Genomic DNA, 20,805 nt, shown 5'->3' with positions numbered 1-20,805 from the left:
ATGCCCACTAGACTTGGCAAGGCACCGGATTCCTGGTGCCTTGCCATATTCAGTATTTATACCTGATCGAATCAGAAGATTGTTATTCAAAAACCTAGTTTAAGGTTAAAAGAACCATTGGGGGTAATTGTTGATGAAGATAGCTATTGCGGGCACCGGCTATGTCGGCCTTTCCAACGCCATGCTGCTCGCACAGCATCATGAAGTGATCGCACTGGATATCGTGCCAGAGAAGGTGGGAGGCCTGAATCGTGGTGTCGCGCCGATTGAGGACGCCGAGATTGACGAGTTTCTGGCACGTGGGGACCTGAATTTCCGCGCGACCCTCGACAAGGAAGAGGCTTACCGCGATGCCGATTTCGTGATCATCGCAACGCCAACGGATTATGATGCCACCACCAACTACTTCAACACCAAGAGTGTGGAGGCGGTGATTCAGGATGTGCGTGATATCAACCCTGACGCGGTGATGGTGATCAAGTCAACTGTGCCGGTAGGCTATACGGTAGAGGCGCGTGAGCGTTTCAATACCGAGAATCTGATCTTCTCACCAGAATTCCTGCGTGAAGGCAAAGCGCTGTACGACAACCTGCATCCGTCTCGCATCATCGTTGGTGAGCGATCCGAACGTGCCGAGGTGTTCGCTGGTCTACTCAAGGAGGCCGCGATCAAGCAGGGTGTTGATGTGCTCTTCACTGACAGCACCGAGGCGGAGGCCATCAAGCTGTTTGCCAATACCTACCTGGCAATGCGCGTCGCCTACTTCAATGAGCTGGATACCTACGCCGAATCGCATGGCCTGGATGCCAAGCAGATCATCGAAGGTGTGGGACTGGACCCGCGCATCGGGCAGCATTACCACAACCCGTCATTCGGGTATGGGGGCTACTGTCTGCCGAAGGATACCAAGCAGTTGTTGGCCAATTACCAGGAAGTGCCCAACAACATGATCCAGGCCATCGTCGATGCCAATACCACGCGAAAGGACTTCATTGCGGAATCCGTGCTCAAGCGCAACCCGCAGGTGGTGGGGGTGTATCGCCTGGTGATGAAGTCCGGCTCTGACAACTTCCGCGCCAGTGCCATGCAGGGCGTGATGAAGCGCATCAAGGCCAAGGGTATTGAAGTTATCGTTTACGAGCCGGTGCTGGAAGATGACACCTTCTTTGGTTCTCGCGTGCTGGATGATCTTGCCGCCTTCAAGCAGGAAGCGGATGTGATTCTCAGCAACCGTATGGCAGAAGAGCTCGCCGATGTGGCCGACAAGGTCTACACCCGAGACCTGTTCGGTAGTGACTGAAATTCGACTTATTAACAACAAGTGCTAATATTACGCCGCATACCTAGCATGCGGCGTTTTTTGTCTCTAACCCGATATATTGTCCAGTAATCACAGGCACTAACCTAAGGAATCGATGAACAAACTCTGCCGTTTGTGCCTGATCGCCACCAGCGGGGTAAAATCAGGCAATACCGCTATCGCCTAATAGAGCCACCCGATGAAGCAGAAATCATTCACGTAAACAGATCATCAGAACAGGAAGAAAGTGACTCGCCGAGAGCGATTTCTAGCCAAGATGGAGGTAATACTACCTTGGCAACGGCTAATCGATGCTCTGTCTCAAGTCCACTTCCCGAATGCGGCAGGCAAGCGAAACCGGCCGCCCATCGAGCTTGAGCGCTTGCTGCGAATCTACTTGCTGCAACAGCGGTATGGACTTGCTAATCAGGCGCCCGAAGACGCCATCTACGACAGCTAGGCAAACGTGCTGGTCAGCCGCGAGACCGCGACGCTGGAGCACAATGGAGAAACTCTGCCGATCAAGCCGGGCATGGTCACCACAGTGGACATCGAGACCGGCGAGCGCAGTGTACGTTCGTATTTCTTGAGGTCCTTCACGCGCCTGGGGCTATGCTGACATCTTGCGACAGTGCTAAATAACTCATCCCAACAGGATGAGCCTTATCCTTACCTAAGATATCATGCACGGAGTATTCACCGGACAACCCGGAGCGTCCGGTGAATCTTCAACTTACGATCGCCAATACTCGTTGGCCGTCATGACATGAGAGTGACCATCATGGACGAAATGACCATCCTATCCGTCAATGCACATCAGGGTCTCAACGATCATGCTCCCCTATCGCTCATGACCAGCGCCGAGGGCTTCACCCTACTACTCGCCAAGACCGACAGCGCGACCTATCTCGTGATCGCCCAGCATATGGGCCGCACGGTGTCGACGGTAGAGCTCGCCTCAGTACGCTATGCCGACTTTGTCATCCAGCTAATTGACGAGCACATTCGACAGCATCCGGGGCTAGAGTGTGAGGAGCTGGATATGCATATCCGACTCAAAGCCAGGGACCATATCCCCCGCACACCCTTGCCTGACGATTTCATGGCACCTGGTGCGTGATTCTTTCCATGATGTTGCAGGGGTAGCCGGGAAGACCGAGCGGCTAACGCATTGAAAAGGCATGCGAGTCTCGATAAGGGGCATTATTGAAGGTCGTAGCGACGACTCAGCGTCTCTTTGTTCCTACAACGCCAGCCCGCTTGGACTCCTCTATCGCCACGCCCTACCGTAAGCCTTGTACCCCCAGTGATACCTCCCCCGCGCTTCCCAGGACTTGCCCTCTTGCCCGCCTCGCCTCATCATCGAACGAAAGACCGCTTCTACTTCAAGGACTTCCTCTTTGGCAACCCGCAACTCCTCTGGTACATCCGCCAGTAACATGAAGCAGCAACTGCTCGACAAGGCGCGTGCGCGTCGCACTCGCCCGACCAATACGCAGTCGAATGATGAGGATATCTTCGCCCACAAGAGCGCTGAACCGCTTCAGATCAGCGATGATTTCGTGCGCTTCGATCGCCAACTGGGCTATCAGCAACTCAGCATGATGCAGCAGGCCGGTGCCGCCTTCGGCGTGCCGGAGCCCTTCTTCCGCGTGCATGACGGCTGTGCCGGTGCCACGACACGTATCGAGGGGCGTGAGCTGGTCAACTTCGCCAGCTACAACTACCTGGACTACTCGCGCCATCCGGAAGTGGTCAAGGCCGCGGCTGAGGCTGCCGCGCACTATGGCACCTCGGTATCGGCCTCACGCGCCGTCTCCGGCGAGCGTCCTATCCACCAGCAGCTGGAAGCCGCCGTCGCGCGTACCTACGACGTCGAGGATGCTGTGGTCTTCGTCAGTGGCCACGCTACCAATGTCTCCACGCTGGGCTATCTGCTCGGGCCGAAGGACCTGGTCCTGCATGACGAGTGGATCCACAACAGCTCGCTGGTCGGCGCCCAGCTGTCCGGCGCCCGCCGCATGCCCTTCGCACACAATGACCCAGACGCGCTGGAGGCGCTGTTGCGTGCCCAGCGTGGCAAGTTCGAGCGCGTGCTGATCGTCACCGAGGGCCTCTACAGCATGGACGGCGACGTGCCGGACCTGCCGCGCCTGATCGCCCTCAAGCACAAGTACCGCTGCTGGCTGATGGTCGACGAAGCCCACTCTTTCGGCGTACTGGGCGAGCGTGGCCTCGGCCTGCGTGAGCACTTCGATATCGAGTCCCGTGACGTCGATATCTGGATGGGCACAATGAGCAAGACGCTATCCGGCTGCGGTGGCTATATCGCCGGCTGCAAGGAGCTGGTCAGCATGCTGCGCTACTTCGCGCCGGGCTTCCTCTACTCGGTTGGCATGCCGGCACAGGTCGCCGCCCCGTCGCTGAAGATTCTTGAACTGCTCCAGGGCGATGATGCCAGGCAGCGTATCGCCCGCCTGCACGCCGTCTCCGGCTACTTCCTACAGCGCGCCCGCGCCCTGGGACTCGATGTCGGCGACAGCCTGGGCGTTGCCGTCGTGCCGGTCATCCTGGGTAGCTCGCTGGTGGCTGCTCGCCTCTCCAACCAGCTGTTCGAGACCGGCTTCAACGTCCAGCCCATCCTGCACCCCGCCGTGCCGGAGAAGAGCGCACGACTGCGCTTCTTCCTCTCCTGCGAGCATACCGAAGCGCAGGTCGACGCCGTCCTTGACACGCTCATGCAGCAGCTGAGCAATATCAAGGCGGGGTTGTGACTCCCCAACTATTCGATGCCCATAAACGACACAGCCCCGCTTTTCAGCGGGGCTGTGTCGTTTATACGCATGTAAACCTGCTGAGCCCGCTATATTCCTCAACGTTAATGCATTATCTAAATGTAAGACTGCTGAAGTAACACGAACTTGGTTCGCCTTCCATGGACTGACTGATTCCGTTGCTCGCTCATACAAAGAACAATCTTGGGATGAATGCCACTATTGTGCAAGACAAACAAAAAATTCCGCACCGGATTACGACATACTGTATATTCAGCTCGAGATGATCATTACAACTCCTGCCATGACTCCTCGACATTATCTATACAGGACTTACAAATCAGCGTTGATACATGACTGTCCAGGACAACGGAGTGTCCGACTCATCTCCATGAAGTACCAATACACACAGCAATCACATGGATGTACGCAAGATGTCGCAATCAACAAGTCTCTCCCTGACAGGGAAGATCGACAATGGGTTCTCACGATTTCTCTGTCAGGTATTGAATGCCATCAAGACTGGCATGCTCTGGCTGATCGGCCTGATGATACTGGCTTTGCTACCCTTTGCCATCTTTGAATACGGTGAAGGCCTGGCAGATATTTCGCTACTCGAATGGGCGTTCATGGCACTGCTGGGCTTGCTTCTGTGGCGGCATGTCAATTACTGCCAGCATTTCTCGACGGGCTTCTGGAGGGGGGCCAGTCGCTTGCTGATCTCTCTCGGAATTCTGACAGTAGTGGAGCTCGTCGTAATTGGCCTGTGTGAAATATTCCTCTGGCAGTCAGAATACGAAGATCTCCCAAGGAATTATCTTCTGGATGATGATCCGCTCGTAAAATTGGCAACTTATGCCAGTCTGCTGGTGGCGCTCTACCTATCAGCACCGACTGGAAACCGGCGCGCCATGACAACGGATGAGCCACAAGTGCAAGGGGACACACCCGCCACCGAGAAAGCAGAAGCTGACACGAGTGATACCTTCAAGGAGCCCACACTGTGAAGTCCATATTCAACAAATACACATCTTGCGCCTTACTAGTCACGCTGGCATTCACAGTGGCTCCAACCGCTCAGGCCAGAGACCGCTCGGAGCGCTTGATCCAGAGTTGTCATGAGCTGGTCGGAATCTATGCCAAGAGAGACGAGAAAAATCTACTGGCTGGCGTCACGACAAGCGTGTCAGAGGCCCTGCAGGCAGGTTACTGCATGGGCGTTCTGGATGAGTACCGTCGCCATGACAGGTGTTATTCCAGAGACTGGTTCACACAGGCACGAAAGATAGCGGACATGTCAGAAGATTACAGCAAGCGCATCTCGCTCAATGACTTGCTGGAGTTCTCTTGTGAGCGAAGCTGACGAGGGTAATTGGCGCGAAATATCTTCCGTGTACGAGGACTTGCTCTGCCGCAAGGTGGGGTTGAGCAAGCCTCTCAGTCGGCATGGCAAACTCTTGAACTCCATCAAGACGCTCGTCAGTGCACTGAGCCCCTCCATCAAGCACAAGGATGATGTCTCTCGCAGGGTTGATCGAAACAAGACGCAACACCTGCGTCTAGATTACACACCGATTGGTCATGGCTGTGACAGCCGGAATCGAGTCCGTATCAACCCCGGCGATGTCACCCTGCTCTGGAACGCCATCCTGCTACAGGGGATCTTCGGTGAGCCAAAGCTCGTCGTTCAGCTCCTTGAGCAGAAAGCCAAGCGCACCGAGCTGGTCGAGTGGGCACGCGAGCTGTTCTTCGAGCGGCAATCCCTGGCGGGCCTGGGCCTGTTGCGCCAGGAATTGATTCACTTGCTGGAGCGTTTGCCAGATGCCGACCTGAAGACGGAGGAACTGCCCAACCCCTTCGCTGATACATTGCCGCAGATGGGGCTGGGCCATCTACAGGGAAACGTACTCAAGGGGCTGGCCGCTCAGACAGCAGCCCTCTCCCAGGGAGACAGCATGATGGCCGCCTACTTGAGTGGTGACCTCGAAAAGGCCTATCAACAAGCGCTCCCGATCGAGACGGACAACGAGGTCCTGGCGAAATATCGCAAGCTGATCATCCGACGATACGAGGACGCTACCTCCTTCGACGCACTGCTGGACACCTTCCGCAAAAAAGATTTGTGAAGCATGCGGGTTGTGGAATCCACAAATAAATACTGGTTTCGTCAACCAAGACGGAGCCAGTCATGCCAACCATCGATACCATCCTCGCCCGCTGTCCCCATGAGGTCAGCAGCTGTTACCAGTCCAAGGCCATCCAGATAGATCAAGCCATGGCCAATGGCACGCCCTACCGGTCACTTGGCGGAAAACGCCTGCGCTGCCGCAAAGGCTATCTGCGCTTCAAGATCGGCCATGCCTGGCGTCTGCTCTATCAGCTGACCGCCAATGGCTATGAGCCCTGTGCCTTGATCAGTCGTCAGAGCTTCGATCGTGAGATGAAACGAAGGCGGGACATCAAGTTCTGCAATACACCCTCACAGGAGTCTTGATCATGAATGCCATCGTTTCTCTGAACCAACCCCTCGTGGATCGCCACGGACTGGGCATGAATGTCAGCCGTCTCGACTTTGATCGTCTCAAGCACAAGTACACGGCCTCCAGCGAAGCCGAAATGTCAGTTGAGTCCTGGGACAAGGCGGAGCGTGAGTATCGCCGCTTCCTGTCACTCAAGGCCTTCTACCCTGCTGTCTCGCTCGTGCCCAGCAAGGAAGTCGATGCCTTATGGCATGCGCACATCCTGGACACGCGTGCTTACCGCGAAGACTGCCACCAGGTATTCGGTCGCTTCATTGACCACTACCCCTACTTCGGCATCTACGGTGAAGACGACTACCAGCAATTGAAGGATGCCTTTGCACAGACGGTCGCGCTGTATGAAAAGCACTTTGGCGCCTATCCGGGCGGTGGCACTGAATCACAGGCAATGCGTTGTCAGGATCATGCTTGTCACGTACCTACCTCATGCGCTTGTCGCGTCGAGGGAGCCTGCAAGTAAGCGTCGCCTACAAGCATCTGAAGTCGATCAATAAACCATCTACAATGAGAGCTATCACAATGAAAAAAACGACCAAGATTCAAGCCACTACATCCAAAGCCCCTGCACGCAAAGCCCCGACTCCGAAAGTACCGAACCTGCCGAGCAAGACTGGCAACCCATCCGGCGGTGGTCGTGGCAATAATCCGCCCAAGAAGGCTCAAGGGCCGACGCCTAAAGCCCCTGCACGTAAAACCCCGGCTCCGAAAGTGCCGAATCTGCCGAGCACGACTGGCAACCGTTCCGGCAATGGTCGTGGCAACAATCCGCCCAAGCGTTCTTGACGGTGGTGTGTCTGTACTCTCCTGAGTGACTGACACCCCCCACAACCAAAAACGCGGCCCTGCTTTTCAGCGGGGCCGCGTTTTTTATCACGACAGGAATCAGTGGCGGAGCCAGGTGTCAGTGGCTCAAGACTGCTCAGCCATCAGCTCGCTCAGCACCTGCTCGAACACTTCCCTGGGCTGAGCACCGCTCAGGGCGCTGCGGCGGTTGAAGACGAAGGTGGGCACGCTGGAGATCCCCATCTGCTTCCAGTGGTTCTCATGCTGGACGACCTGCTCACGTGCCTCGGCGTCATCGAGCTGCGCAAGCCCTTCCGTGGCATCCAGTCCCACTGCTGCCAGCGAGTCCGCCATCACGGCGCGGTCCGACATGTCCTTCTGCAGCGTGAAGAAGTCCGCGAAGAACTGCATCATCAGGTCATGCTGCATGCCTTGCTCGGCGGCGTACTCGAGCAGTACGTGCAGCTCGAAGGTATTGACCATGCGCATGTCGTCGAAGTAGTTGAAGACCAGCCCTTCCTCAGCCGCCAGGTTGGCGAGGTTCTGGCGCGCCTCGACACTGCCCTTGGGCGTGGTGCCGTACTTGCGCTCTGAGTGCGCGCGCAGGTTCTCGCCATGCGCCGGCATGTCCGGGTTCAGCTCGAAGGGCTGCCATTCGATGTCGACCTTGTCTTCCAGGCCCAGTGACTGGATGGCGCTCTCGAGGCGCTTGTAACCAATGATGCACCACGGGCACACCACATCGGAGACGATGTCGATCTTGAGCTTGTCTTGCATATCCATTCTCCTGATCGGCGAGGCAACACGCCACACCGCTCGTCAATATTCGTGAGCGACTGCTCAAATTTGCGCGTACTGTAGACCCGTCACCTTCGCAGGTCAAAACACTCAGCGTATCTGTAGTGTCTCAAGGCGTCGCTCATGGGCGCGCAGCGTGCCCCAGACGATCGACAACCAGAAGGCGTAAACCATCACGCCGCTGGCCTGGGAGAACATCACCCAGGTCATCCCGAAGTCAAGGAAGGTCAGCGGCAGCAGTACCCCGGCGACAGCCAGTGAGCGCAATGTCAGGTCGTCACTGTCCAGGCGGCGATAGAAGAGGCGCAGCGGCACCAGATAGAGGGCCAGCAACGCAAGCAGCCCCAACAACCCGCGCTTGACCCACGCATCGAGAAACTCGTTATGGGGATGCTTATACGGTTGCACATGGCGGCTCAGCTCGCCCTGCTCGATCATCGCATCACGCGCCTCGGCGTAACCGGTCTCGCCCCTGCCCAGCCACGGCTGCTCGGCAATCATCAGCAAGGCGCCCCGCCACATCTCGAGACGTGCACCCGCGGAGGTGCCGGCATTGCGGTCCTCCACGTACTTGGTGACATCCGAGACACCGGCTTCGACACGCTGCTGGATACCGGTCGCCGGCGTCATCACCATCAAGGCGATCACCCCGGCACACATGAAGACGCCCAGGCGCAGCACACGCCGCGAGATCACCTCACCATAACTGCGATACAGCACCCAGGCCGCGAAGGGAAAACCGATCCAACCGCCACGCGTCCCCGACATCAAGGAGCCGATGATGCCGAACGCGCCACCGATCAACAGCGTCAGCAACCAATAGCGCCGCCGAGCCCCCACCTGGCTCATTGCCCAGCCCAAGCCTGCCAGACACATCAGCCCCATCAACATGCTGATATCGCCGAAATTGATGGTATTGGTGAAGCCACCCGCACGATGCACGCCCCACACCAGCTTCTGCCACATCGCCCAGCTGCCGGTCAGCACACTACCGAGGATCAACCCACCCCACATGGCCCCAAGCGAAGGTGGGCACGCCAACGCAAGCATCAGCACCGGCACGGCCAGCAACAGACGAATCGGCACGCCTGTCGTCTGCCATGCATCCCCCTGCAGCAAGATGCTCACCAGCAACAAGGCCGCGAGGCCTGCCACCACGCCGATCACTGCCAGGTCTTCCTTGTGGGCGGCCCCCAACAGCGCGCGCGGCTCTCGCAGCAAGCAATAGCCACTGATCAACACCAGCAACGCCGGCCCCACGCTATAGCCAGAAGGCATCACCAGGCTGAGCAAGCCGAACAGGAAGACACTGCAGGAAACGGCGCGCGATATGATAGGGGGAAAATACGAAGCAACTCCGGATGAATCCGAGCACGCAGCGGAAGCGAATGACGGCATACCTGGCCTTCCTGATCCAAAGATGACGACGTGAACGGTGATACGGTCATCTCGGCCGAATACGACAGAGAGTCATCGTGAGCTTGATGAGCGGGATAGCCTGACACAACTGCCCTCCTCGTTGGCATCAGGCGCGCAGCATGAAAGTCATCACCTGCTCCCTCTACCCCGTTCCCTGTGAACCCATACGAAAACGCCGCATCACTAGAATGCGGCGTTTGAGTTTTGATCAAGAATCAGAACTCTGGATCAATCGTTGCCGAATAGATCGCGGGTGTAGACCTTGTCGACCACATCAGCGAGCTCTTCCGCCATGCGATTGCTCAGGATGACATCCACCTCCTGCTTGAACGCCTCGAGATCACGCGTGACGCGTGAACCGAAGAAGGTGTCATCTTCCAGCACCGGCTCGTAAACGATAACTTCAATACCCTTGGCCTTGATGCGCTTCATCACACCCTGCATGGCACTGGCGCGGAAGTTGTCAGAACCTGACTTCATCACCAAGCGATATACCCCCACCACCTGAGGGTTGCGCTTGAGCACGGATTCCGCGATGAAATCCTTGCGCGTGGTGTTGGCATCGACGATAGCCTGGATCATGTTGTTGGGCACTTCCTGATAATTGGCCAACAACTGCTTGGTATCCTTCGGCAGACAGTAGCCCCCATACCCGAATGACGGGTTGTGATAGTGCTGCCCGATGCGCGGGTCCAGTCCCACACCTTCGATGATCTGCCTGGCATCCAGGCCATGTGACTCGGCGTAGGTATCCAGCTCATTGAAGTAGGCGACGCGCATCGCCAGGTAGGTATTGGCGAACAGCTTGATGGCTTCCGCCTCGGTGCTGTCGGTGAAGAGCACATCAACACCCTGCTTGATCGCGCCTTCCTTGAGCAAACCAGCGAACACCTCGGCACGCTCGGAGCGCTCACCGACGATGATACGAGACGGATGCAGGTTGTCGTACAGTGCCTTACCTTCGCGCAGAAACTCCGGCGAGAAGATCAGATTCTCGGTATTGAAACGCTTACGCGCCTCTACCGTATAGCTCACCGGCACAGTGGACTTGATCACCATCACCGCGTCAGGATTGATGTCGCGTACATCCTGAATCACCGCTTCAACACTGGAAGTATTGAAGTAGTTGGTAGTGGTATCGTAATCCGTCGGCGTCGCGATGATCACGAAATCGGCACCACGATAGGCCTCTTCCTTGTCGAGGGTAGCACGGAAATTCAGGTCCCCACGCGCCAGAAACTCATCAATCTCGGCGTCTTCAATCGGTGCGACACCACGGTTCAGCCCTTCCACCTTGCCTGGCACTATGTCCAGTGCGATCACTTCATGATGCTGTGCGAGCAGCATGGCGTTGGAGAGGCCGACATAGCCGGTGCCTGCGATGGCAATTTTCATTTGCTATAACTCCTCAAAAAATGTGTGAAAGCATCAGGCCTGGCACCGACACAAACATATAGTTATAACCAACAATAAACACTAAGTTATAACATTAAAATAAAACGATAGAGATTATTACATTTACAATTATAAAGTTTTCTAGTATAAAAAACAATACACTCCACAGACAAAAATATGTCAGGAGCAGAAAATAACAAATAACTAAAACATGGTTAAATAGAAATGATTTGAATATACCTATAATCAAGCTTTCGCAAAAGCAGCTAGCATCTTTTCAGCTTGGCAATCTCGAGAGTATACCTGAGCAGCATTCAAAGCACATTTACGAATAGCGTCACGCTGGACAGTATCATCTTTTAGTTTCTCTATGGCTTTGGCCATAGTAATTGGATCTTCCGGAGGAACACAAATACCGGCACCTGAGTCACGAAGAATTTCTGTAGCTTCCCCCTCCGGAAGTGACATCAGAACTGGTATACCCATTGCCATACATTCAAACATTTTAGAAGGAATAACGCTCTCGAATACAGGAGTGTCTCTCAGTGGAATCAAGGCTAAATCACATAACGACCAATATGCAGGCATTGCATCCTTGGTTTGACGTGGTATGAAACGAACATTCTGTAAATTATGATCTTTAGCTCTCGATTCAATCTCAGATTTAGCAGCTCCAGCACCGACAAAGACAAATACTATATCTTCTCTATGACGAAGATAAATAGCTGTATCCAAGACCTTGTCCAACGCATGAGCCATACCATGAGTGCCCAAATAACCAACAACAAACTTATCCTTAAGATTATATTGATACTGAAGGTTACAATTCGCTGCAATAGGAGAGTATCGGCTGAGATCAACTCCATTAAGTACTACATCAATCTTATCTCCTTCAATACCACGCTGGATTAAATCTTCTTTAAAGGCATGAGTTACGGCTACAATACGCCGAGCACGACGATAGAGGAACAGCTCTATTTTTTCGAGCATACGTATAATACGGCTATCCTTCATAGCACCCACTGCTACAATAGAAGCTGGCCATAAGTCACGCAACTCAAATATAAAGGGTTTGCGCCGCACAACAGATAGAAACCAACCGCTTACTGCTGCAAAAAATTGTGGAGAACTAGCTACAATTATATCAGGCTTTTTTTGGATTAAGCCGCCGACAAAACCACTACACATAAAGGAAAGATAATCTAAGGTACGCTTAAGAAAACCTTCATTTGAGGTGATGTAGCTTTTGACACGTACGACACGAATACCTTCAATTTCCTCCACTGTATACCATCGATTTTTATATCCATTAAAAACGTGTCCCTCTGGAAAATTAGGTGCGCAGGTAACCACTGTGACTTCATGTCCTGCACGCACCCAGCGAATAGCATGATCATAGAGGCGTGTGGCTGGAGCATTAGTTTCGGGCGGGAAATTATCAGAGAGGAAAAGAATCCGCATGGTAAAAGCTCTAGTTGAAAATTGATTAATTGAATAAAGAGAAGCGCTTCAGCCCCAAGAGAGACTGACCCTGCAGCAAGAAGAAGTCATGTTAACTACCAAGCATTGACTGTTCTGAGTATCGCCGAAACGAGGATGCCAAGTACTTAACTCTACGCTGGCCTCACCTCCTTCAATAAATAATACTATTTTTTCACCATTATGAGTAATCAAAAAACCACGATGAGAATTAGACATGATTAAAGACACATCTGGATGACAAAAATACCGTGCTACTGCTTGCTTATAAAGACCATTTAAGCGATCTTCGACTATTAATTTATTTTTCTCAAAAATCCATTTCCGGTAGTGTAAGACATTTCCCTTGAGCCGTTGATAACCATTATGACTACCACATATACTTAGCAAATTTTCTTCGTGATCAATCTGAACTTCACCAGGATATGCACGCCGCGCTACCCTGAAACCCGACCATACTTCTGAGGAGTTTTCACCATCTACAGCAACTGTATTATGGGCTAGTGTTGACCGTTGACGATGACGCTCACTATCTTCGCCGTATTGTGATGTTCCAGAATTAACGAATATACGCATACCATAAAGGCTTAACTCAAAGCTCAATGTATCTGCATGTGCATGACCAGGCTGATAATCAGGTCCTATTGGAGCAAGGTCCAGAAGAGCTTTACATTCTTTAGCCCAAGTAACAGCTATATAGCCGCTAGGGACTGCATGCTGAATGACTAAAGGATAGTCCTCGGCTATACCCGATGTCTTCAGACAAGAATCTTTCAAGCCCGATACTTGCAATTTTACTGCATACCGTTTCAAGTCTGTAAACTTTGGGCCGATGTCGAAGGCTGCATCATTGAAAAAGCTAATATCTCCATCTGGATGACACATCATTTCAAGCCAGTTCAGGCCCCTAGCCAAATAATCACGCCATAAGGTCACGCGTTTCTTTAATGATGGTAAGTCACTACACTCAGCAAGCATAATTAAATCAGCCAAATCCCATAAGAGTATAGCGTGGTACATCGGCGATCGCTCAAAATGACCACCATCACATAAAAACTGTTCTGGGATTTCCGCATCGAGAATAGTCAAGCCTTCCTGCAAAAAACGGTCTGCTAAATCTCCTTGCAGAAAAGCCCCTGCAAAGATAAGTGCTTTACCGTTCACGAACAGGTGATTAGCAAGAATATGATACTCGCGTTGTGCAGAAAGTGCTTGAGCTTGCCGTGCTAAGCTATTACACCACGCATCTGGAATACACTCCCTATTACCCCATACAGGGCCCTTGAACCATTTAACTAAATTCACTATACGTAGTGATAAAGTATAGGGCTCCCAACCATTTCCTGTAAGCACTGGATTAGAGTTGATCCAACTTGATACTAAGTCGCAATGCATTTCAAAGCGTGTCTCGGCCTCTTGAGCCGTAAGGTCGTCAAAGTAGTGGAGGTTGTACAACCAGAGTTTGGATTTTTCTGAACAATGCCAATCCTTACTTGTGGTCAAAAAACCGCGCTCTCCGAGGAACTTAAATTCGTTATTGCCAACCCAACAGGATGGCATCCATACAGGAGCCATCCATATATCTTGCCAAGGACGAACGAGTACTGGCGGCAGTGCAGACATAGCTTTCCGACGCACTCTACTGCGCAAAGCAAGATAGTAGAGACGCCAGCCAATTTGTGAAGGCTTAAGGAAACGGATTGTATGCAATAAGCGAGTAGCCCGATTAAACGTCATTGGTAAAGCTCATAAAGTAGGCAGCAATTAACGCAAGGCTGCTAATCATTAAAACCTAAAAGACAAATAGTCTTAGTCAAGAAGGCTGTTTGATAAAATGCTATAATTTGCTGATTTAGCTAGTCCATACCCCACGGGTATCAACGAGATATCGATTAGACAAGCGATCAAATTCTATTTTTTTAAATGCTTTGTGATCAACTAATAGTACAATGATATCTGCTTTTTCGAGTGCTTCCTCTATCCCTGAGAGTGTGGTCCCCTCCAAACTCGTAGGCAAAGTCGATATATTAGGTTCCACAACCAGTAAGTTGCTGGAAAGTTGTTTGTGTAACGCTTGCGTAATAGCAAGAGCTGGACTCTCACGTAAATCGTCAATATCAGGCTTAAAGGCCAAACCTAAGCATGCAACAGTTACATCTTTAGCTGTATAATGGGGGTGATGACCAAGAAACTTACCTATTGCTTGATTAACTTGGTCAATGACCCACTGCGGCTTACTATCATTTACCTCGCGGGCAGTACGAATTATTTTTGCCTGCTCAGGAGTCTGACTAACGATAAACCAAGGATCAACTGCAATACAATGTCCACCTACCCCTGGGCCTGGCTGCAATATATTTACACGTGGATGACGGTTAGCTAAACGAATCAGCTCCCATACGTTAATTTTAAGTTTATCACAAATAATTGATAGCTCATTAGCAAAAGCAATATTTACATCTCTAAAACTATTTTCTGTTAATTTTGCCATTTCTGCAGTACGAGCAGTTGTGATTATACTCTCACCCTTGACGAATATTTCATATAACGAGCAGGCCGCCTCTGAGCATCGCTGGGTTATCCCACCAATGACTCGATCGTTTTCAACAAGTTCTCTTACTACATGCCCAGGCAATACACGTTCAGGACAATGAGCTACACGAATATCCGATATCTCACCTACTTGACTAGGAAAAGAGAGATCTGGACGTGCCTCTGCAAGCCAAGCTTCCATTTGTTCTGTCGCACCAACAGGTGAAGTTGATTCAAGAATGACCAGATCACCGCTTTTCAAAACAGGCGCTATAGATAAACTTGCAGCTTTGATGTAGGTAAGATCGGGCACATGTGTCTTACCTTCCTCACGCTTGAATGGTGTTGGCACTGCGACAAGAAAAGCATCTGCTGGCTCTGCTTTGGTAGTTGCGCGTAAATAACCTTCATTGACAGCTGCATGCACAAGCATATCTAACTCGGGTTCGACAATATGAATCTCGCCTCGGTTGATGGTATCAACGGCCTTCTGGCTAATATCCACACCTATAACATGCTGACGACGAGACGCAATAACAGCCGCAGTAGGCAGGCCAATATATCCAAGGCCAATCACGGATATTGTATTAAAATTCATAATTTAATCCACTTGTATTCGTGTATTTAGGAGTAATGAGCGGCAAGAATGTCTAGAATACGATTACAAGCTTTACCATCTCCATAGGGATTATGAGCACGACTCATCGCATCATATGCAGAAGGATCATTCAAAAGACGATCCAATTCTAGAGTAATTTTTTCTACTTGAGTCCCGACGAGCTTTACAGTCCCTGCCTCTACAGCCTCAGGACGCTCTGTAGTATCTCTCATCACTAAGACAGGTTTACCTAAGGAAGGTGCTTCCTCTTGAATCCCCCCAGAGTCCGTCAAGATAATGTCGGATAGATTCATTAATGCGATAAAAGGTAAGTAGGTTAAAGGCTCAATCAAGTGAACATTGGGTATATCTGCTAATAAACGGTTAACGGGCTCTTGTACATTTGGGTTGAGATGTACTGGATAGATGATATTAACACCTGGGTTATTAACGGCTGTTTCTCGTAGAGCTTGGCAAATCCGTTCGAATCCACCACCAAAACTTTCTCTCCTATGCCCCGTAACCAAAATGGTTTTATTAGAATTTAATGCAGCTAAACCTAAAGGTAAATTTTCATATTGTGCTAATTCTGGATTAGTGTCGAGCTTTTCAATAACCGTAAATAAAGCATCAACTACAGTATTGCCTGTAACGCTTATCGATGCAGAGGGGATCCCTTCTGCTAATAAGTTTCTCTGCGACCGATCAGTAGGTGCAAAGTGTAGCGTGGCTAATGCTCCTGTAAGCTTACGATTTGCTTCTTCAGGCCATGGAGAATATATATTACCAGTACGTAGACCTGCTTCAACATGTGCGACTGGGATCTGTTCATAATACGCTGCTAACGAGGCTGAAAATGTAGTGGCAGTATCTCCATGAACTAAAATAATGTCAGGCTTTTCAATACGTAGTACACTACGCATACCCAAAAGAATAGTAGCTGTTACATCAGTAAGGTCTTGACCTGGGCTCATAACAGCTAGATCATGATCAGGTACTAGATTGAATAACTCTAGCACCTGATCAAGCATTTCCCGATGCTGCCCTGTTACACACAAACGATGGCTGAAACGCTGATCATTATCAAGGGCTAAGGCAAGCGGTGCCATTTTGATAGCTTCAGGTCGTGTACCAAAGACTGTTAGCACTTTAATTTTATTCATCATTTCACTCTTGAATTAATGTATGGGTATATTAATACTGATTAAGCTTTACACAACATTACCATTACTAATAGAGCAGAAAAATTCATAATGAATTTTTGCCATTTGTTCGATGTTATATTCTTGGAATGCACGTTCTTGCAATTTTTGGGCTTTCGTTTTTAACATCTCTTGATTTTCATAGATTTTATTCATATGCTCAATTACTTTATTGATATTAGAGAAATCTATGAAAGATTGATCTGACTCCTCAGCTAGAATATATTCTGGTGCATGATTAGAAGAACTATCTATAATTATAGACTTTCCGTGCCTAGCTGCGTTCATAACTAATAAGCCAACATGACCAGGGTTAACAACTACATCACACCAATCAAAGAAGCTATTTAACTTAACACCAGTAGTATGACCATATGTTTGAATATTATCGGGAAGATCGTCACTTCCTATTAACTTATCCATCCCCGGCCCTACTAACTTCAACTCAATATAGCTAAGTCTTTTTGCTAACTCTATAAGTCTATCAAGCCTCTTCCTTTCTTGATTTCGACCTACAAATAATAACTTTAATTTCTTAGAATCACTATACACACCAGCACGAAATTCTTTTTTACTGACTTCGGTATTATTAAAACTTATAACTTTTTTATTGGTAACTAAGGACAACTTCTTTTCAATGTTCTTAGAGTATACTAAACACCCTTGAGATTTATTTATTAATACTTTTTTAATTGTGTTAACTATCGGAGAATCATTTCTTCCATACACTTGTCCCCACCAGACTAGTTTTCTTCTATTTAAAGTTAAGGAGGATATTATTCTATTAACGTAGCGTATATTTAAGGCTACGCAAATTACATCGTAACCATCTTTATTAATATTTTTATTAAATGTTCGCTGAAATTTAAACCCTAGAACATTAAAAGTTTGAATCTCAATATATTTATATCCAACTCGTGTTACCGGAGGGGTAAGATTATCTTTAGTACATGACTGTGCAATTACTGTTAGATTCACATATGAAGATAATTCTCTAAGGAAAGTTTCTCTATAGTCTGGAGCGTGATCTAATATGAGTAGTACATTCACTTGCGCACCTTCCCATGCTGTATAAATACGTAAATACGTGAATTAAATCTTATTAACTACCAACAGATTTAATGCTCTATGTTATATTATATTTGTACATTACTACTTAGGAGTTATAACGTGGTAAATTTGTATATGGACACATACTTGATTGTACTATAGAGTGCTAGGATTTATGACATTGATATTTTCTTTGATGTTTTTTATTATGCCATACAATATAAGCAATCGAGGAAGCTCCTATTATTATTATTGGTTTGGCTGTATAAAAGTCGTAAGACTTAGAAAAATCTAAGATTAAGAATATATATATAGCCAGTAAGGACAAACCGGTAGTATCAAAAGCATTATTGTTAATATGTTTAATTAAATAATAGAAGGGAGTGATTATAAATGCCGAAAACAAAATAACTGCAACGACACCTCCATCCAACCATAATTGAAATATCCAGTTATGAGGATATCTACCCTCTATTCCACCAGCTAGTATGCCGCTTGAACCCAATCCATATCCAAAAAGTGGACTGTCATATATTGCTGATAATGAATTACCCCACAGTCCTCCCCTGCCACCTTCAGCTAGTTCTTCAGTAGGATTCATTAGACGAAGTAATCGTTGTGAGGTCCTTTCTACAAAAAAAGCAGCATAAAACAATAAAAACAATAGCGGCATAAAAAATAACCAATAAGCTTTTATAGCCTTGACAATGTATTTATTATTATTTTTAAGAAGTATAGATAGTTGAATTATACCCACAAGCAAAATTGATGCTACGCAAAATATCAGTGCTCCTCGTGCTAGACTCATACTAAGTGACAGCATTAAATAAAGAGATACAAGACACCAAGTAAACCTATTGTACTTAGAATACATTACTTTAAAAATTGATACTATAAGTCCAATTGCTATTGGTGATGCAAATGTTAAATAATTTCTATATATAATGTTGCTATTTTGAGCACTGTCTCCTTTATACATCATATTATATATAACAAACAAACTAATTGTTGACGCTATAATGACATAACCTAAGCATAAGTTGTAAACATCTTCACCGTTAATTGATATAACTATAGTTACAACTAACGATAAGAGAAAAAACAATAAAACTATATCGTTCACCCACTGATAATGAGACTGCGTCCATGCAACTGAAAGCAATAACCATGCAATAGATATAATAAATATAAACCCATATATAACTTGTTTTTTATATATTGATTTTTTATTATATATTGTTTTGAAGGACAGGAGTATAAATAGAAAAAGTGTTATTGGATATAAAGCATCACTAGTATTGAATAGGGTGGACACAACGCCAAAATACGATAACAATGCAAGTAATATTAGGCGTATTAAATTAGTCCATTTCGTGAAGAGCAACATTTACACATTTCTCTTATGGCATTCTTTTTGAATAATATTATTGCACAATTCTACCCATTGGTATATCCAATTATTATAACTAAATCCTTGTGTTAAACCGTAATAAGCATTTTTTCTGATTAAATCCAACTCATTAGTACTTTTAGTTAGAAGCTTATTCAAGTTAATCTCAAATTCTTCCTCAGTTGGTTTGGATAATTTGCCATTGACATTGTTGAGGATTAGATTACTCAAACCACCTACTGGCGATGACAGAACTATAGAACCTCTAGACCAAGCTTCAAGACATACTAAAGAAGTGCCTTCAGTAGAGAGACTAGGAATTAAGGTTATAGTATTAGCATCATATGCTTCCAGCCTATTTTCATATGGCAGCTTATATACCTTAATATTTTTATTATTATTGGCTAAATTGTTTATTAATTTCTCTTCAGGACCCTCACCGATAAAATGAAACTCGAGACTATCTGAAGCGAATTTTTCTGCGAGGTGAATAGCTATTCTTACTCCACGATGCTCTACAAATCTTCTCGGGAATATAACTTTATTCAACCCTCCACCTAAAGATGGTACTACCTGGTCATCAATATGCGCATAGTTAGGTATGTATGTAAGCGTATTCCAATTTAAAGGGGGATTAGTACTAGCGACAAACTGAGGATATGCCAAGTCAACACATACTAAATGATCAAATCGATTAACTAGTTTTGAATACTTATTTACTCTGATCGAGTTTCTTAATAAAGGAAAAATATTCCATAGCCGATTATACTGTACTGGTCGGTCCCATAGTATTCCATGCTGGATACCAACGCATGGTCCTATAATATTATTAGGTATTAGCGTTGATGTTCCTATTATATTAAGGGCTATATTACTAGTAACTGATTTACCAGCTTTCCAATCTTTGACTTTCACCCCGTAAAATTTAGATTTGTTATGCATGAATTCTAAATTTTCTTCCGCTGGAAAATATACCTCTACCTCGTAATTGTTATCAGCCAAGCCATTTGATAAGTCCCATATATATGTTTGGATTCCACCGACGAGTCTATCGCCTTCGGAATTCATCAATTTAGGAGCCCAAATACGGATATTATTCATAATATTTCCTACGATAAATTTGCATATTTAAAGACTAAGTTTAGGGAAGTTAAACATAACTGACACACAATTCATTTATATCTTATGTTATCGTACTAATATAATTTTCCATTGCTATACCTCAGTGCTCATATCTGATTCAATTAAGTAACTAGTTTTGTCTCAGGTAAGAATTATAGAAACTTATCTTATATAAATAAGTCTTACATATGAAATAATCTTAATAATCTATATGAGCTCTCAGCATGCATTATTACTCCTCTTTATTTACTATCCTAGGTAGATACAACATCCACTCTCTTATGCGAACTTAAAACCCTGAATTCAAGCAATAAGCGCAGCACCTGCAGTATCCAGCCCACCTGAGTATTCCCCTAGAAACACCTGCGCCGGTGTCCGGTAGCCGAGTCGCTTTCGAGGACGGTCATTCAGCTTTTCGACCAC

The 20,805-nt window shown here is 47.9% G+C and carries 18 protein-coding genes and 1 pseudogene; 9 read left to right on the top strand and 10 right to left on the bottom strand.

What is annotated here, in order from left to right; genetic code table 11:
* The first annotated feature begins 133 nt into the window (after positions 1 to 133).
* The 9 genes and pseudogenes from NH396_RS13275 (at position 134) to NH396_RS13235 (ending at position 7,074) form a co-directional block, all read left to right on the top strand.
* Entirely contained in the window at positions 134 to 1,300 is a 1,167-nt protein-coding gene (locus tag NH396_RS13275; protein ID WP_253064287.1) for a nucleotide sugar dehydrogenase, read from the top strand.
* A 247-nt stretch (positions 1,301 to 1,547) separates the two neighbouring features.
* Positions 1,548 to 1,757: pseudogene (locus NH396_RS13270) on the top strand (IS5/IS1182 family transposase); the annotation flags it as partial.
* Between the two features lie 9 nt (positions 1,758 to 1,766).
* Positions 1,767 to 1,919: a hypothetical protein gene (locus tag NH396_RS13265; protein ID WP_253064285.1), complete on the top strand. Its 153-nt coding sequence runs from the start codon at positions 1,767 to 1,769 to the stop codon at positions 1,917 to 1,919.
* A gap of 162 nt (positions 1,920 to 2,081) precedes the next feature.
* On the top strand, positions 2,082 to 2,420 hold the full coding sequence (locus tag NH396_RS13260; protein WP_253064283.1) for a hypothetical protein: 339 nt from the start codon (positions 2,082 to 2,084) through the stop codon (positions 2,418 to 2,420).
* Positions 2,421 to 2,739: 319 nt separating this feature from the next.
* The gene (locus tag NH396_RS13255; protein WP_253064281.1) at positions 2,740 to 4,074 is read left to right on the top strand and encodes an aminotransferase class I/II-fold pyridoxal phosphate-dependent enzyme; all 1,335 of its coding nucleotides are present in this window, start codon (positions 2,740 to 2,742) and stop codon (positions 4,072 to 4,074) included.
* Positions 4,075 to 4,493: 419 nt separating this feature from the next.
* Positions 4,494 to 5,081: a hypothetical protein gene (locus NH396_RS13250; RefSeq protein ID WP_253064279.1), complete on the top strand. Its 588-nt coding sequence runs from the start codon at positions 4,494 to 4,496 to the stop codon at positions 5,079 to 5,081.
* Between the two features lie 342 nt (positions 5,082 to 5,423).
* Positions 5,424 to 6,200 carry a hypothetical protein gene (locus NH396_RS13245; RefSeq protein ID WP_253064277.1) on the top strand — a complete coding sequence of 259 codons (777 nt, stop codon included), beginning with the start codon at positions 5,424 to 5,426 and terminating at the stop codon, positions 6,198 to 6,200.
* Between the two features lie 62 nt (positions 6,201 to 6,262).
* A complete protein-coding gene (locus NH396_RS13240) occupies positions 6,263 to 6,568 on the top strand; it encodes a hypothetical protein (protein ID WP_253064275.1) in 306 nt (101 codons plus the stop codon).
* 2 nt (positions 6,569 to 6,570) lie between these two features.
* Complete coding sequence (locus NH396_RS13235; protein WP_253064273.1) at positions 6,571 to 7,074, top strand: glycine-rich domain-containing protein-like; 504 nt, start codon at positions 6,571 to 6,573, stop codon at positions 7,072 to 7,074.
* A 449-nt stretch (positions 7,075 to 7,523) separates the two neighbouring features.
* Here NH396_RS13235 and NH396_RS13230 read toward each other — a convergent pair whose 3' ends face one another.
* The 10 genes from NH396_RS13230 to NH396_RS13185 form a co-directional block, all read right to left on the bottom strand.
* Positions 7,524 to 8,174, bottom strand: a complete 651-nt coding sequence (locus NH396_RS13230) for a DsbA family oxidoreductase (protein WP_253064271.1) — start codon at positions 8,172 to 8,174, stop codon at positions 7,524 to 7,526.
* 111 nt (positions 8,175 to 8,285) lie between these two features.
* Positions 8,286 to 9,473 carry an O-antigen ligase family protein gene (locus NH396_RS13225; RefSeq protein ID WP_253064269.1) on the bottom strand — a complete coding sequence of 396 codons (1,188 nt, stop codon included), beginning with the start codon at positions 9,471 to 9,473 and terminating at the stop codon, positions 8,286 to 8,288.
* A gap of 369 nt (positions 9,474 to 9,842) precedes the next feature.
* Positions 9,843 to 11,009 carry a nucleotide sugar dehydrogenase gene (locus NH396_RS13220; RefSeq protein ID WP_253064268.1) on the bottom strand — a complete coding sequence of 389 codons (1,167 nt, stop codon included), beginning with the start codon at positions 11,007 to 11,009 and terminating at the stop codon, positions 9,843 to 9,845.
* Positions 11,010 to 11,255: 246 nt separating this feature from the next.
* The gene (locus NH396_RS13215) at positions 11,256 to 12,470 is read right to left on the bottom strand and encodes a glycosyltransferase family 4 protein (RefSeq protein WP_253064265.1); all 1,215 of its coding nucleotides are present in this window, start codon (positions 12,468 to 12,470) and stop codon (positions 11,256 to 11,258) included.
* Positions 12,471 to 12,518: 48 nt separating this feature from the next.
* On the bottom strand, positions 12,519 to 14,111 hold the full coding sequence (locus NH396_RS13210; protein ID WP_253064263.1) for a heparinase II/III family protein: 1,593 nt from the start codon (positions 14,109 to 14,111) through the stop codon (positions 12,519 to 12,521).
* Between the two features lie 229 nt (positions 14,112 to 14,340).
* Complete coding sequence (gene wecC, locus NH396_RS13205; protein WP_253064261.1) at positions 14,341 to 15,618, bottom strand: UDP-N-acetyl-D-mannosamine dehydrogenase; 1,278 nt, start codon at positions 15,616 to 15,618, stop codon at positions 14,341 to 14,343.
* A 26-nt stretch (positions 15,619 to 15,644) separates the two neighbouring features.
* Positions 15,645 to 16,784 (bottom strand): UDP-N-acetylglucosamine 2-epimerase (non-hydrolyzing), encoded by a 1,140-nt coding sequence (gene wecB / locus NH396_RS13200; protein ID WP_290441780.1) that lies wholly within the window; start codon positions 16,782 to 16,784, stop codon positions 15,645 to 15,647.
* A 45-nt stretch (positions 16,785 to 16,829) separates the two neighbouring features.
* Positions 16,830 to 17,870: a glycosyltransferase gene (locus tag NH396_RS17190; RefSeq protein ID WP_253064257.1), complete on the bottom strand. Its 1,041-nt coding sequence runs from the start codon at positions 17,868 to 17,870 to the stop codon at positions 16,830 to 16,832.
* A 166-nt stretch (positions 17,871 to 18,036) separates the two neighbouring features.
* Complete coding sequence (locus NH396_RS13190) at positions 18,037 to 19,257, bottom strand: O-antigen ligase family protein (protein ID WP_253064256.1); 1,221 nt, start codon at positions 19,255 to 19,257, stop codon at positions 18,037 to 18,039.
* Entirely contained in the window at positions 19,258 to 20,361 is a 1,104-nt protein-coding gene (locus NH396_RS13185; protein ID WP_253064255.1) for a glycosyltransferase family 4 protein, read from the bottom strand. It abuts the gene before it with no gap.
* Positions 20,362 to 20,805 lie beyond the last annotated feature (444 nt).

Origin of the sequence: Cobetia sp. Dlab-2-AX (genome assembly GCF_024124625.1) — a bacterium.
Classification (GTDB): domain Bacteria; phylum Pseudomonadota; class Gammaproteobacteria; order Pseudomonadales; family Halomonadaceae; genus Cobetia.
Note: the sequence above shows the minus strand (reverse complement) of the source record. Positions and strands in the feature narration are given on the sequence as shown.